This is a genomic window from Flavobacterium denitrificans DSM 15936 (assembly GCF_000425445.1).
Classification (GTDB): domain Bacteria; phylum Bacteroidota; class Bacteroidia; order Flavobacteriales; family Flavobacteriaceae; genus Flavobacterium; species Flavobacterium denitrificans.
On sequence record NZ_AUDL01000012.1, the window covers coordinates 232,964 to 247,785 of the forward strand.

Sequence of the window (14,822 nt, forward strand, 5' to 3'; positions counted from 1 at the left end):
TATAAAAAGTTTACTTTTGCGGTGAAATTACCGAGAAAAAATGAGTGATAGTATTGTCATAATTCCTACTTATAACGAAATTGAGAACGTAGAAAGTATAGTAAGAGCTGTTCTTTCGCAACACAAGTCTTTTCATCTTTTAATTATTGATGATAATTCTCCAGATCATACCGCAAATAAAGTGATTGCATTGCAGGAAGAATTTCCTGAAAGATTGTTTTTGGAAAAAAGAGCAAAAAAATCAGGTTTGGGAACTGCGTATGTACATGGTTTTAAATGGGCGTTGGAGCGCAAATATGATTTCATTTTCGAAATGGATGCCGATTTTTCACACAACCCAAATGATTTAGAAAAATTATACGATGCCTGTCATTTTGGAGGTGCCGATCTTGCTATTGGTTCGCGTTATGTAAAAGGCGTAAATGTGGTAAACTGGCCTTTGAGTCGTGTTTTGATGTCGTATTTTGCTTCGGTATATGTTAAGTTTATTACGGGAATGAAAATTCACGACGCTACTGCGGGTTTTGTTTGTTATAAAAGGCAGGTTTTGGAGAAGATAAATCTGAACAAAATCAAATTTGTTGGATATGCGTTTCAAATTGAGATGAAATATCGAACTTATTGTGGTAAATTTGAGATAACAGAAGTTCCAATTATTTTTACAGATAGAACAAAAGGAGTTTCTAAAATGAGCAACGCCATTATTAAGGAAGCTATTCTTGGGGTGATTTCTCTTCGATTAAAAAAATTATTCAATACATTATAAAAAAAAGGCGATGAACAGGATTTTAATCAAAAATGCTAAAATTGTAAACGAAGGATCCATTTTTGAAGGCGATGTGCTGATCGAAAATGATTTGATTGTTGAGGTTTCAGACAGCATCAGCCTAAAAACTTCTGACTGCAAAGTGATCGATGCAGAAGGTAATTATTTAATTCCAGGCGCTATTGATGATCAAGTGCATTTTAGAGAGCCAGGATTAACACACAAAGGCGATATCGAATCTGAATCTAGAGCGGCTGTTGCGGGAGGAATAACTTCGTTTATTGAACAACCAAACACGGTTCCGAATGCGGTTACTCAGGAAATTTTAGAAGAAAAATACCAAATTGCTTCTCAAAAATCATTTGCGAATTATTCGTTTATGATGGGAGCGACTAATGATAATTTGGAAGAAGTTTTAAAAACAAATCCAAAGAATGTTGCTGGAATTAAGATTTTCCTTGGTTCTTCGACAGGAAATATGTTGGTTGACAGAGAAGAGACTTTAGAGAAAATTTTTTCAAGTACACCAATGTTGATTGCGGTTCACTGCGAAGACGAAACTACCATTCAAAATAATCTTGCTGCGTTCAAAGAACAATACGGAGAGGATATTCCGGTGACAGCGCACAACTTGATTAGAAGTGCTGAAGCTTGTTATATTTCATCTTCAAAAGCTGTTGCTCTGGCAAAAAAGACAGGGGCAAGACTTCATATTTTTCATCTTTCGACTGCAAAAGAAATGGAATTGTTTACGAATAAAATTCCATTAGAAGAGAAAAAAATTACTGCAGAGGTTTGTGTGCACCATCTTTGGTTTACCGATGAAGATTACAAAACAAAAGGAAACTACATAAAATGGAATCCTGCTGTAAAAACGGCTGAAGATCGTGCTGAACTTTGGAAAGCTTTGAACGACGGACGAATTGATGTTATTGCAACAGATCACGCGCCTCATACCAAAGAAGAAAAACAACAATCATATTTGAAAGCACCATCTGGAGGTCCGCTTGTACAACATGCTGTTGTGGCAATGTTTGAAGCACATCATCAAGGGAAAATCAGCGTGGAGAAAATTGTGGAGAAAATGTGCCATAATCCAGCTAAAATTTTCAAAATTGAAAAAAGAGGATTTATCAAAGAAGGTTATTATGCCGATTTGGTAATTGTAAATCCGAGCTTGCCTTGGAGTGTAAATTCAGGTAATATTTTATATAAATGCGGTTGGTCTCCTTTTGAAAATATGGCTTTCAAATCGAGAATCACGCATACTTTTGTAAATGGAGAAATGGTGTACAACAATTTCAAAGTCAAAGATGTGCGCGCAGGAAAGAGGTTGTTGTTTGACAGATAAAAAGCTGAAATGAAGAATTTTGTGTTTATAATATTGGTTGTGTTTCTTTCTGTAAGTTGTAAAAAAGAGCTTGTGAAAGAGCCAAAAGGACTTATTGAAAGAGGAAAAATGATTGATATTATGTATGATTTGTCTCTTTTGGAAGCAATGAAATATCAAAATCCGTTATCGCTAGATTCAGTTGATTCAGATCCAAAGAAGTTTATTTTTAGAAAATACAAAGTAGATAGCTTGCAGTTTGCGCAAAGCAATATTTATTATGCTGCTGACTATGAAAAGTATAAAGATATGTTTGATGAATTAGGCAAAAGATTGGCTGTTCAACAAAGAGCGACCGATTCAATTGTCAAATTAGAAGAGAAAAAAGCAGCAAAAGATGCTAAAAAGAAAGCAACTGAGAAGCCTAAAGATTCTATAAAAAGTCCATCGAGCCCGGCAAAAGCAAATCCGAATCCGAATAGCCGAGAAAGGCTTTTAGATCAATAATTAAAGTTTTGAAATATTTATAATGTACTGATGTACATCTTGAAAAACCGTTCCTAGAGCGGTTTTTATTTTTTCGTTAGCGTACAAATCTTTGGTGTAAGAAGATTTTGCTGTTGCTCTAGTCAGACGTCTTTTTTGGAAAAATAAGGTCGAAAACACAGCATCGGCCATCCAAAGGAAATTCATTAAAAACGGTTTTGCATGGATGTGCGGTTTTTTGACTTTCAAAACGGAGGCAATAGTGTCTAGAATATCTTTAAAAATGACATTTTCAGCAATTAAAGTAAAACGCTCGTTTTTGATCTCGCTTTTCATTAATTGATATGCTGTTTTTGCAACATCATCGACAGTGATGAAACCTGTGCTTCCTAAGGTGAAAAATGAAAGCCCGTTTCCAACTTTCACATATAATTCGGCACTTCCTTGTTGTGCTTCTTTAGTTTTCGGAATTGGGCCTAAAATCACCCCCGGATTTATGATTACAATATCCAAGCCTTCTTGAACAGCACGCCAAACTTCCATTTCGGCACCATATTTTGAAATGGCGTAATCGCTGTGTGGTTTCTCAGGATTCCAGTCGGTTTCTTCGGTGATGTACGTTTCATGTGAAGCCAAATCTCCTAAAGCTGCGATAGAGCTTACAAAACAGAATTTTTTAATTTCTCTGGCAATAGAGAAATTAACCATATTGGCAGTTCCTTCAATATTAGTTTTTCGAAGTGCATCTTCATCTTTTGGATCAAACGAAATTAATGCGGCACAATGATAAACATAATCGATATTGTTAAAAGCAATTTCGAGAGAAGGGATGTCTAAAATATCGGCTTCAAGCCATTCTATTTTTTCAAATAAATCGCCTTTTTTATACAATTCAAAAACCGATTTTGTTTTCTGAATATTGCTTTGACTGCGGTAAATTGCCCGAACATTTTCTCCATTTTCAATTAAATGAAGCAATAAATGCGAGCCTACTAAACCTGTTCCTCCAGTTACTAATACCATTTTGTAAATATAAGTTTTTGCTTTTAAGGTGCAAAGTTACAGAGTTACAAAGTTGCAAAGGTTTTTTGGATTTTGCCACAAAGGCGCTGGCGCAAAGTTTTTTATTTCAATAAATTTTGTGCAATACTTTCACAGTGAAAAACAAAAACTTTGTGGCTTAGTGTCTTCGTGGCAGACTTTTTTGCCATTACCATTGACATTGATTACATTTGCGCAAAATATTATAAAAATGAAGAATCTAGTTGAAGAATTAAAGTGGCGCGGTTTGTACCATGATAGCATGCCAGGAACGGAAGAACAATTGCTAAAAGAGGTTACATCGGCTTATATTGGTTTTGATCCAACGGCAGATTCGCTGCATATTGGCAGTATGGTTCAGATTATTTTATTGGTTCATTTAAAGAATTTTGGGCATCAGCCAATTGCTCTTGTGGGCGGCGCGACTGGAATGATTGGTGATCCTTCTGGAAAATCTGACGAAAGAAATCTGTTGAACGAGGAAACTTTGGCCAAAAATGTTGCCGGAATAAAAAGTGTTCTGTCTCGCTTCTTAGACTTTAATTCAAAAGAACCAAATGCTCCAATTATGGTAAATAACTATGATTGGATGAAAGAATTCTCGTTTATTGATTTTGCACGTGAAGTTGGAAAACGAATCACTGTGAATTACATGATGGCGAAGGATTCTGTTAAAAAGAGATTTAGCGGAGAAGGAGAAGGAATGTCTTTTACAGAATTTACATATCAATTAATTCAAGGATACGATTTTTATCATTTATATAAAAACAACAACTGCCTTTTGCAAATGGGAGGTTCTGACCAATGGGGAAATATTACCACAGGTACGGAATTAGTGCGCAGAATGGGAGGCGAAAATGCCAAAGCTTTTGCATTGACTACTCCATTAATCACAAAAGCAGACGGATCTAAATTTGGCAAATCGGAAGGCGGAAATGTTTGGTTGGATGCTGATAAAACGTCTGTTTACAAATTTTACCAATTTTGGGTAAATGCTACAGATGCAGATGCTGAAAAATACATCAAAATCTTTACTTTCTTGGATAGAGAAACCATTGATGCTTTGATTGCTGAGCACCAAACAGCACCGCATTTGAGAGTTTTGCAAAAAAAATTAGCTGAAGAAATAACTGTTTTTGTTCATAGCAGAGAAGAGTTGGAAAAAGCAATTCAGGCTTCAAATATTTTGTTTGGAAACTCGACTTCTGAAGATTTGAAAAAATTAGACGAAGCGACTTTCTTAGAGGTTTTTGATGGTGTTCCTCAAGCTGAAATTGCAAAAGCTGATTTAGAAAATGGATTAGATATAATTACAGTTTTAAACGAAAAAACAGGTTTCTTTAAATCAAACGGAGAAGCAAGAAGAGCTTTAACGGCGAATTCAATTTCGGTAAATAGAGAAAAAATCAAAGAAGATTTTGTTTTGACAGCAAATGATTTAATCAACAATCAATTTGTGTTATTACAAAGTGGAAAGAAAAATTATTTTGTGATTAGAACTGTTTAACTGTTTAATCGGTTAATTGTTTAATCGAGGTTGAAGCCCGATAAAAGAATAAACAAATCAATGATTAAACCTTTAAAGAACCATTAAGTTACAACCACGAATATCGGAATTATCAAAACGTCCCAATACCTCGAAAGAGTTGTTGGGATATTTTTTGCCTAAATCCTGCGTTGCGATAAAGGAACATGAATTGATATTAGCCAAATCAATAACATTGATTCCGCCTGTTTTTCCGTCATTTACATAAGTAAGCGCATCTTCAGGGTCACGAACTAAAATGTTCATCCACGATGGACATTCAAAAATACCATCTCCTAATGAATAAGCTTGTGCAAGAAGTTCCGTCATTCCATATTCAGAATGAATTGAAGAAACACCAAAACCTTTGCATAAAATTTCGTGTAATTCTTCGCGAATCATTTCTTTGCGTTTTCCTTTCATGCCGCCAGTTTCCATTATAATGGTATTTTGAAGCTGAAACTGATGTTTTTCGATTAAATCTAATAGTGCGTATGTAACGCCAATCAAGAGTACATTTTGTCCGGCATTATCTAATTCGATTAGTTTCTGGGTAAGTTCTTCGTGGTTGTGTAAATAAAACCCACTTTCAGGTTGATTAGAAAGCTTTATAAGGTCTTCTACCATATAAATCAATGAAGATCCATCTCGTTCCAAATATGATGGCAAAAGCGCTAAAACAACGTAATCTTCAATATTGCCATAAAATTGAGAAAATCCTTGGCGATAACTTTCTTCGTAAAGGGAAACATCGGTAACTAAATGTCGGCTTGTGACCATTCCGGTTGTGCCACTGCTTGTAAAAGTAACTTGTGGAAAATCTGAATTAGTAACTACTTCATGAGTTTTGAAAAACTGGATTGGCAAAAACGGAATTTGTTTCAAGGTTTTTACCTGCTGCGGATTTACGTTCAAAAAGTCACAGAAATCACGATATACTTTATTGTTTTCGTGCTGAAAACGAAACACTTTTAGTGCTATTTTTTCAAATTGTTTCTGATTCGAAATGGTAAATATATCGTTGGATGTAATCAAAACTTTTTTTTGCAAAGATATTGTTTTTAGTTTTCAGTCACAGTTTTCAGTCACAGTTTTCAGTCACAGTTTTCAGTCACAGTTTTCAGTCACAGTTTTCGGTCACAGTTTTCGGTCACAGTTTTCGGTCACAGTTTTCAGTTGCTAATTTCCATAAGTTCACAAACTGACTGCGACTGCGACTGTAAACTAAAAAAAGCTCCGTAGGAGCTTTTTTATCTTATAATGAGTTTTCGAGTTGCTGAGGCATTTTCTTCACTTATTTTGATGATATAAACGCCTGGCACCAAATCTGCAACGCTTAGTTCTCGTGAAGTCAAATGTGTTTGTAATACTTTTTTACCCAGAAGATCAAAGATGATGATTTCTTTTTCCAAATCATTTTTAGTCGAAATATATACTTTTCCGTTAGTGACTGGGTTAGGATACAAGCTTAGACCCTCAATAGAAGTAGATTCTTGAGGTTTTGGTAATTGCTTACTATCTTGCGCCGAGACACTTACAGTAAAGAAAAAAGCCAATAAGAATGTAATATAAAAGTAGTTTTTTGCCATCGCATTTATTTGGATAAGTAAATATACAAAAAAAATTACAAAAATTACGCCAAAAAAAAACATCCTAAATATTTAGGATGTTTTTAACAATTATATGTTTTCTAACAGATTAGAAACCTACTGACCATCCAGCAGCCCATGTTGGTTGAGCAATACCGTTTCCAGCTCCAGTTGCAGTTGCAGACTCAGTAATAACACCTGCTACACTAGTTGAAGTTCCGTCTGTTTTCTTTCCTTTAGTTTTTGTAGGTACATCAGCAACAAATAATATGTTAGCCACTTTTAAGTCTGTACCAACGAAAGCAATAGTTTCATCGTTTTCAACATCAACACCAGTTGCCCAAGCACTTACTACTACGTTAGTGATTTTTGCTTTAGTACCTCTTCTTAATTTGATAGCTTGGTTTTCAGCGAAGTTAGCAACAGCTGCAGTACTTCCAGGACCAACAAGAGTTAAATTTGTGATAGTTGGGTTAGAGATTGGAGTAAATCCGTATCCAAACTCGAAGTTATCAGCTTCAATTCCTCTGTTTCCTTTTCCGAAATCTAATTTACCGTACCAGTTTTCATTTGTTCCGCTCCATCCTTCAGTCCAGTCAAATTGGTCATCTTCGTTACCGATAGAAATCAAGTTTCTTGTGTTTACAGTTCCTCCGAAGAATTCAAATCCGTCGTCAGCTCCGTAATAAGCTTGTACGTTTTCAACAGTTGTACCAGAACCAACTCCGAAGAATGAAAGTCCGTTGAATTCTTTTTCAGTATTGAAAGCAGCACCAGCGTACTCAATTCTTAAATATTTAATAGAACCTGAATTATCATTAGCAACAGTTCCTCCGTAAGTCAATTCAGCAACCTCAGATGTAGCTGTGCTTGCACCTCCGCTTACACGGTTGATTGGCGCTTTACCACAAATTACTAATCCACCCCATTTTCCAGCAGCTTTAGTTGTAGCAGTCATGATAACTGGTTTAGCAGCTGTACCGTTTACGTTGATTTTACCACCTTGAGCAACTGCGATATAAGATGCAGTTCCGCTTGTTCCTTCAATTGTTGTTCCAGCAGGAATTGTCAAAGTAGCACCATTTTCTACTTTAATAGCTCCAGTCAACTTGTATGTTTTCGTTGCATCAAGTATTACTTCACCATCAGTGATTTTTCCTTGAAAATTAGCAGGGTCTGCTGTAAACGAAGAAGTTGGTTTTTTATCATCATCATTAGAAGAACAGCTTGTAAGCAAAACTCCAGATAAAGCAAAAACTGTAACGAAATTTAAAATTGATTTTTTCATAATCGTTTTAATAATTTTTTTTGTGTTTAATTTCTGTTGCAAAGATGGATCAGAAATCCTTTCTGGATGTTAAGCCACTGTAATTGTTAGTTTAATAAAATGAATATTTTGTATTAATTCAATGTTAACTTGTTAAGAGAATATTTTTAGGGAAAAGAGCAAAAAAAAAGAGACAGCTTAAAGCTGCCTCTTTTTTACTAATTCAAATATTTTTAGCTTAAAACTCGTAGCTAAATTGTAGGCTTAAGTTTAATCCTTTTTTGTAGCTCAAAACACTTACGTCTCCTGTTTTGTTTTCTTGAACTCTGTCTATAGTTGGATCAAGAATGTTTTTTACTAAGAAACCAAGGCTGTAGTTTTTGTTCAATTTTGATTTTGCAATGAAGTCTAATGAACCAACTGCTTTGTCAACTAAATCACCTTTTTCTAATGTACCAATTGCGTTTACTCGGTCAGAGAAATAATTGTAGGCTAAAGTTGTAGTCAAATTGCTTTTTTTGTCATTCCACTCGTTGTAGAAAGATAAATCAGCATTTAATAACAAAGGAGATGCTCCTGTAAATTTGCCTTTTGTATTAGTGAAAGTAGTTGGGCGTGTTCCTTCTGTTTCTTCTTGAACTTTAGCATCGTTTAATTCTTGTTCGCTATATAAATACGATACGTTGATTCCTCCAGTCAATTTTTTAGCATTTTCACTGTCAAAAGTAAAAAGTGTTTTCTTGTATTCTAACTCAGCACCTGCTACATAACCGTAATCTCCAGAGTTTACGTAAGAGATGTCATTTGTAGAAGAGTTGATAACCACCTCGTTGATAGGGTTTAAGATGTATTTTCCGAAACCTGTTATAGAAAGAACTTCATCGCTGTTAGGGAATATTTCCCATTTTAAGTCAAAGTTGTAATCATCTGAAGCATATAAAAATGGGTTACCAATTTTAGCTTGTAAAAATTCCTCGTAGATAAAAGGAGATCTTTCTTTGAACTGCGGAAGCGTATATGTTTTGCTGAATCCAAAACGTAAATTTTGTTTTTCGTTAAGTTCATATTTCAGTACCAAACTTGGCAAGAAAGCTGTTTTTTCTAAATTATCACTGCCTCCAGCTGGATCTAACTGCGTGCTCCAATCAACTGTTTGTGTAATAACTTCAGCTCTTAATCCTAAAACTGCCGTTAATTTGCTATTGAATTTGTATTCTGTGTTTAAGTAACCGCCATTGATTGTCAATTCACCTGTGTAAGTTTGCGGATCAAGTGCATTTGGTACTTCTGGTCCTCCACGGAAAGTAGAAATCGTAAAGAAGTTGTTGTCCAGGTTTTGTTGGTTGTAGAATAAATCCAAGTTGTTTGGATCTACGATATCACCTGTGTGCGAAACTGGGAATGTTGTGGTTTTAAAGTTGAATTGAGTTGCCTCGAAATCTCTATTTTTAAATCTTCCATTGTAACCAACAGTGAATTTTCCTTTGTAATCTCCTTCTTCGTTTTTGTTGAATTTGTAGTTTACAGATAAATTTGCTGCCAATTCGTTTTCCTTTAAAGTTTGGAAATAACGGTGGTTATTTGGTGCTGACTGAGAGTTGATTACATATCCTTCAGGCAAAAGATTCATAGTGTTATATGTTCTGTCTGGAATGTCTTGTTTTACAGTATTGAAAGAACCTCCCCAGTTGAATGTGCTTCTTTCGCTTAATTTATGTTCTCCTAATAATTGGTTAACCCATAAAGCAGATTTCTCATATTCATTTCTTCGGATGTATCCGTTTCCTTCGTTTGCTAAGTCAACAATGTAACCTCTTGATTCTTCTTTTCTTTGTGTAGATGTATTGATGAATAAAGTGTTGAAGTTGATTTTGTTGTTGCTGTTGATTTTGTATGCAGCATTAAACATTGCAGTAGTATTTGTGTTGTATGAAAGATAGTTGTAGTCTAGATCTTTTCCGGCAACACCAGCAGCATTAACGCTTCCTCTTGCAATACCTTCTGTTCTTGAAGCATATTCATTTGTGAAAGATGCTGTACCGAAGATGTTGATTTTTCCTTCTTCACCAACAGTGTAAGAGTCACCACCTGAAATTCCGAATGAACCTCCAATTGGTGTTTTTTTGTCAAATTGCAAAGTACCATAATTGTATTCTGTCAAAGGATTGTTTGGGATTTCAGCTTTACTGAATCCGAAAGCGTTTGGTCCTTTTTGCAAAGTAAAATTGTTTTCGGTAATTGCGTTCGTATTTATTTTTGATTCAAAATCAATTTTCAAAAATCCGTTTCCTTTGTAGTCTTTTGAAACGATATCAACATTTCCTCCAGCAAAATCTCCAAAGAATTTTCCGTTGTATACTTTGTCGATAGAAACGTACTCAATAATGTCCGTTGAGAAAATATCTAGATTGATGTTTTTCTTTTCAGGATCGTTTGAAGGAATCGGAAGTCCGTTCATAGTTGTCGAGTTGTAACGGTCTCCCAAACCTCTCACAAAAATGTTGTTTGTTCCTTCTTGTTTTGTAATACCAGTAGTTTTTACAACTGCATTAGCAACATCACTAACCCCTTTTTTAGAAAGTTCTTGTGCTCCAATTGCTTGTTTGATATCAACAGCATTTTTTTGTTCCAATAAAAGAGCCGTTTCTTTTTGTTTGTTTACAGCGGCTGATTTTACAACAACATCTTTAAGAGTATAGCTTCCTGATGAAAGTATTTGGTTTACAGTAACTGTTTCGCCAGCTTTTACCGTTACAGGTTTTTCTACAGATTCATATCCTACGAAACTAAAAATAATTGTATAAGTTCCAGGATTTACACTCAACGAATATTTTCCGTCAATGTCAGTGTTGGCACTAATACTTGTCCCTTTTAATAAAACATTTGCAAAAGGAAGCGAAGCATTGTTTGATTCTTTGTCGGTTAATACACCAGAAATCGTACCTTTGTTTTGCGCGATCGAAATCGAACAGATAAATAATGTGATTAATAGAAATTTTAAATTGAATTTCATTTTCAGTGTTGTGTTTAATTTATTTTGGTGCAAAGAAAGACACGCATTGTAAAGTTCATGTTAGCCACTTGTTATGTTTTTGTGTTGTCAAGATTATCAAATTGTTACCAGATTAAATTACCGTTAACCGTAATTTTTAACGGTTGTTTTATTACTATATTTACGCTGTGAAATAAAAAACATCGAATATATATTAAGGAAATTTGATGTTAAAAATCTCAATTTTTGCTATTTATGAAAAAAACACAAACCAAGATTTTATTAGTTGACGATGAACCAGATATCTTAGAAATCGTTGGCTATAACCTTGCTCAAGAAGGCTATCAAATTGTAACAGCTTCTAATGGAAAAGAAGCTATAGCAAAGGCTCAGAAAGAATTGCCAGAATTAATCATTATGGACGTAATGATGGCCGAAATGGACGGGATGGAAGCTTGTGAACACATCAGAAAAATTCCAGAACTAAATAATGTTATCATAACATTCTTAACTGCACGAAGTGAAGATTATTCGCAAGTAGCTGGTTTCGATGCTGGTGCTGATGACTATATTACAAAACCAATAAAACCAAAATTGTTGGTCAGCAAAGTAAAGGCTTTGTTAAGAAGGTTAAAAGAACAAGAAATCGTTACAGATACTATAAATGTTGGCGGAATCGAGATTAACCGTGAAGAATACAAAATCATAAAAGGCAATGTCGAAATTGCTTTGCCAAGAAAAGAATTCGAATTGTTCTATTTGTTGGCTTCTAAGCCTGGAAAAGTTTTTAAAAGAGATGAAATCCTTGATAAAGTTTGGGGTAACGAAGTAGTTGTTGGCGGAAGAACAATCGATGTACACATTAGAAAACTTCGCGAAAAAATCGGTGAAGACCTTTTTAAAACCATAAAAGGTGTTGGTTATAAATTCGAAGTGTAAATTTGAACCATATAAGTGATATAAGTTCATTTAAATTGTAACCTAATATATCAATCAAAATTTATCTTTGTCAAAGTTCCGAACTTTGACAAAGATTTCTTTTTTAAGTTCTTATGTAAATCCATATGATTAAGTTTAGCTTTAAATGAACTTATATAACTCATATGGTAAAAAAATAATATTTTAATGGTTTAATATTTTCAATGAAAATCAATTTTAAAAAAACATACAAATTTGCAATTAAGTCGGCATTGTATATAAGTCTGTTTTCAACAGGATTTGTGTTGATGCTGATGTCTTTGTTTTATAAAAACCAGCTGAAACATCAAATTGCTTTTGGAATAGTATTCATAATTTCAATTTATATTTTCTCGTTTTTAGTGCTCCAATATCGCGTAGAACGCTTTATATATAGAAGAGTCAAAAAGATTTACGATGAGGTTTCGTTATTAGAATCGACACCGCTTATCAATCAGCCTATTACGACAGATATGGAAACGCTTTCACGAGAAGTAAAAAAGTTTGCAACTGATAAAAAGCTAGAAATCGAAATGCTCGAAATTCGAGAACAATATCGACGAGAGTTTCTAGGAAACGTTTCGCACGAATTAAAAACGCCTTTATTTACCGTTCAAGGTTATGTTTCGACTTTGCTTGACGGAGCAATGGATGACAAACACATTCGCAAAAAATACTTAAAGCGAGCCGAAAAAGGTGTAGAGCGTCTTATCTATATAGTGGAAGATTTAGATATGATCACCAAATTAGAATCGGGTGATTTGGATTTGAATATGACCGATTTTGATATTGTTGAGTTGATTCAAAATGTTTTTGATTTATTAGAAATGAAAGCCGATAAAAAGAAAATCAAATTGGCTTTTGAAAGCAAAAACGTTCAATCGGTTATTATTCGTGGAGATCAAGACAGAATTCAACAGGTTTTAGAAAACTTGATTGTGAACTCAATTAAATATGGAAAAGAAGGCGGTTTGACTGAAGTTGGCGTTGTAAATCTAACCAAGAAAAAAGTCTTGATCCGAATCAGTGATAATGGGGAAGGAGTTGAAAAGCAGAACATTTCGAGACTTTTTGAACGTTTTTATAGAGTTGACAAAAGCGGAACTCGTTCTGAAGGCGGTTCTGGTTTAGGATTGGCAATTGTAAAACATATTATTGAGGCTCATAAAGAGAAAGTTTATGTAGAAAGTGAGTTCGGAATAGGGTCTGAATTTTCTTTTACTCTCGAAAAAGCGAATAAAACGACTAAAACTGAAGTTAAATAATTGTTAGTTGGATTTCTCTAAAAGCCGTAAAATAAGTGTTTTAACAATAAAGAAACATTAGGCTTCTGTGCCTAATATTAAATTTTTATTATAGTAACATCTGGTTAATGATTTGTTAACATAGGTGATACATCTTTGCATCCTGAAACTAAGGGTAAAAGAAAAATGATAAAAAAAATAGTTCTTGTGATGACAATATTGCTTACAGTAGCAATGAATGCGCAAGATGTAAATCAGCAAAATGTAAACAAGCAAGAGGTAAAAAACGAAGTACTTCGTATTTTGGATTCGATCAATAAAGCAAAACTTCCAGAAACTAAATCTGGAGGAGGAATTGAAGAACATTGGTATGACAAAATTTCTTTAAGAGGTTATGCGCAAATTAGATACAATGGTTTGTTTTCTACAAATGACAAAGTTACTTGCGACCAGTGTGACAGATCTTGGGGAACAACGTCAACAGCACCTGATGCGAAAGCAAACAACGGACTTTTTATTCGTCGTGCACGTTTAGTATTTTCGGGCCAGGTTCATCCAAATGTTTTCTTTTATTTCCAACCTGATTTTGCCAGCTCGCCAGTTACCGGAATTCAAAATTTCGTTCAAATTCGCGACTTGTACTTTGATCTTTCTTTTGACAAGCAAAGAGAATACCGTGTTCGTGTAGGACAAAGTAAAATCCCGTATGGATTTATCAACATGCAGTCAAGTTCACAACGTTTAACATTGGATCGTGCAGATGCAATCAATAGCTCAATAGCAAATGAACGTGATTTAGGGATTATTTTTTATTGGGCGCCTGCCGAAATCAGAAAGCGTTTTGAAATGTTAGTAAAAGATGGCTACAAAGGCTCAGGAGATTTTGGTGTATTTGCATTCGGAGTTTATAATGGTCAAATTGCTAACAAAATTGATGCAAACAGAGATTTGAATGTTGTAGCCAGAGTATCATATCCTTTTGTAATTGGAAGCCAGATTATTGAACCAGGAATTCAGGCTTATGATGGTAAATGGGCTTTTACAGACGAAATTTCTACAGGCGTAATTGTTAATGATCCAAAGTATGTGAAAGATGAAAGAATTGGGGCAACTTTTGTTTTGTATCCAAAACCTTTCGGGATCCAAACTGAATACAATATTGGTAAGGGACCACGTTATAATCCTGCAACAAATACTGTTGACGAATCAAGTTTAAATGGTGGATATATTTTGCTGAATTATAAATGGGATATCAAAAAACAACATATCTATCCTTATGCACAATTTCAGTATTATGACGGTGGCAAGAAATATGAAAAAGATGCAAGAAGTTATGTTGTAAGAGATTATCAATTTGGTATCGAATGGCAACCAATCAAAGCATTAGAATTGACAGCAGAATATGTTGTAGCCGATAGAAATTATGTAGACAGTGCCCGCCCAATCAACAGACAACAAGGTAATCTATTGCGCTTGCAGGCACAGTTTAATTTCTAAAAAAATAAATAAAAAATCCGTATTATCAGCGTATTCACCATAGTGAATCCGTTTAATCAGTGTTCCAATGTAGACGCAGATTAAACGGATTTGCATTTGCAAAAGCGTTGATTAATACGGATTTTTTT

At 34.5% G+C, this 14,822-nt stretch carries 12 protein-coding genes; 7 read left to right on the forward strand and 5 right to left on the reverse strand.

Annotated elements, in window-relative coordinates; translation table 11 throughout:
* Nucleotides 1-40 precede the first annotated feature (40 nt).
* The 3 genes from H600_RS0108505 to H600_RS0108515 are packed head-to-tail and all read left to right on the forward strand — an operon-like array spanning nucleotide 41 to nucleotide 2,603.
* Nucleotides 41-766 carry a polyprenol monophosphomannose synthase gene (locus tag H600_RS0108505; RefSeq protein WP_026728383.1) on the forward strand — a complete coding sequence of 242 codons (726 nt, stop codon included), beginning with the start codon at nucleotides 41-43 and terminating at the stop codon, nucleotides 764-766.
* A gap of 10 nt (nucleotides 767-776) precedes the next feature.
* The gene (locus tag H600_RS0108510) at nucleotides 777-2,117 is read left to right on the forward strand and encodes a dihydroorotase (protein WP_026728384.1); all 1,341 of its coding nucleotides are present in this window, start codon (nucleotides 777-779) and stop codon (nucleotides 2,115-2,117) included.
* Nucleotides 2,118-2,126: 9 nt separating this feature from the next.
* The gene (locus H600_RS0108515; RefSeq protein ID WP_026728385.1) at nucleotides 2,127-2,603 is read left to right on the forward strand and encodes a DUF4296 domain-containing protein; all 477 of its coding nucleotides are present in this window, start codon (nucleotides 2,127-2,129) and stop codon (nucleotides 2,601-2,603) included.
* On the opposite strand, the gene H600_RS0108520 is transcribed toward H600_RS0108515, so the two are convergent.
* Complete coding sequence (locus tag H600_RS0108520; RefSeq protein WP_026728386.1) at nucleotides 2,604-3,605, reverse strand: NAD-dependent epimerase/dehydratase family protein; 1,002 nt, start codon at nucleotides 3,603-3,605, stop codon at nucleotides 2,604-2,606. It abuts the gene before it with no gap.
* 229 nt (nucleotides 3,606-3,834) lie between these two features.
* Between H600_RS0108520 and tyrS the strand changes: the two genes are divergently transcribed.
* Nucleotides 3,835-5,130 carry a tyrosine--tRNA ligase gene (gene tyrS / locus H600_RS0108525; RefSeq protein WP_026728387.1) on the forward strand — a complete coding sequence of 432 codons (1,296 nt, stop codon included), beginning with the start codon at nucleotides 3,835-3,837 and terminating at the stop codon, nucleotides 5,128-5,130.
* A gap of 72 nt (nucleotides 5,131-5,202) precedes the next feature.
* Here tyrS and H600_RS0108530 read toward each other — a convergent pair whose 3' ends face one another.
* The 4 genes from H600_RS0108530 to H600_RS0108545 all read right to left on the reverse strand — a co-directional run bounded on the left by H600_RS0108530 (nucleotide 5,203) and on the right by H600_RS0108545 (nucleotide 11,017).
* A complete protein-coding gene (locus H600_RS0108530; RefSeq protein WP_026728388.1) occupies nucleotides 5,203-6,183 on the reverse strand; it encodes a LuxE/PaaK family acyltransferase in 981 nt (326 codons plus the stop codon).
* Between the two features lie 215 nt (nucleotides 6,184-6,398).
* Complete coding sequence (locus H600_RS0108535) at nucleotides 6,399-6,737, reverse strand: T9SS type A sorting domain-containing protein (protein WP_026728389.1); 339 nt, start codon at nucleotides 6,735-6,737, stop codon at nucleotides 6,399-6,401.
* Between the two features lie 109 nt (nucleotides 6,738-6,846).
* Nucleotides 6,847-8,025 carry a hypothetical protein gene (locus tag H600_RS0108540; protein ID WP_026728390.1) on the reverse strand — a complete coding sequence of 393 codons (1,179 nt, stop codon included), beginning with the start codon at nucleotides 8,023-8,025 and terminating at the stop codon, nucleotides 6,847-6,849.
* Between the two features lie 217 nt (nucleotides 8,026-8,242).
* Nucleotides 8,243-11,017 carry a TonB-dependent receptor gene (locus tag H600_RS0108545; RefSeq protein ID WP_026728391.1) on the reverse strand — a complete coding sequence of 925 codons (2,775 nt, stop codon included), beginning with the start codon at nucleotides 11,015-11,017 and terminating at the stop codon, nucleotides 8,243-8,245.
* Nucleotides 11,018-11,251: 234 nt separating this feature from the next.
* On the opposite strand from H600_RS0108545, the gene H600_RS0108550 reads away from it, so the two are divergent.
* The 3 genes from H600_RS0108550 to H600_RS0108560 all read left to right on the forward strand — a co-directional run bounded on the left by H600_RS0108550 (nucleotide 11,252) and on the right by H600_RS0108560 (nucleotide 14,694).
* Nucleotides 11,252-11,935 (forward strand): response regulator transcription factor, encoded by a 684-nt coding sequence (locus H600_RS0108550; RefSeq protein WP_026728392.1) that lies wholly within the window; start codon nucleotides 11,252-11,254, stop codon nucleotides 11,933-11,935.
* Nucleotides 11,936-12,138: 203 nt separating this feature from the next.
* Nucleotides 12,139-13,218 carry a sensor histidine kinase gene (locus tag H600_RS0108555; RefSeq protein WP_026728393.1) on the forward strand — a complete coding sequence of 360 codons (1,080 nt, stop codon included), beginning with the start codon at nucleotides 12,139-12,141 and terminating at the stop codon, nucleotides 13,216-13,218.
* Nucleotides 13,219-13,383: 165 nt separating this feature from the next.
* Entirely contained in the window at nucleotides 13,384-14,694 is a 1,311-nt protein-coding gene (locus H600_RS0108560; RefSeq protein ID WP_026728394.1) for a porin, read from the forward strand.
* Nucleotides 14,695-14,822: the final 128 nt, after the last annotated feature.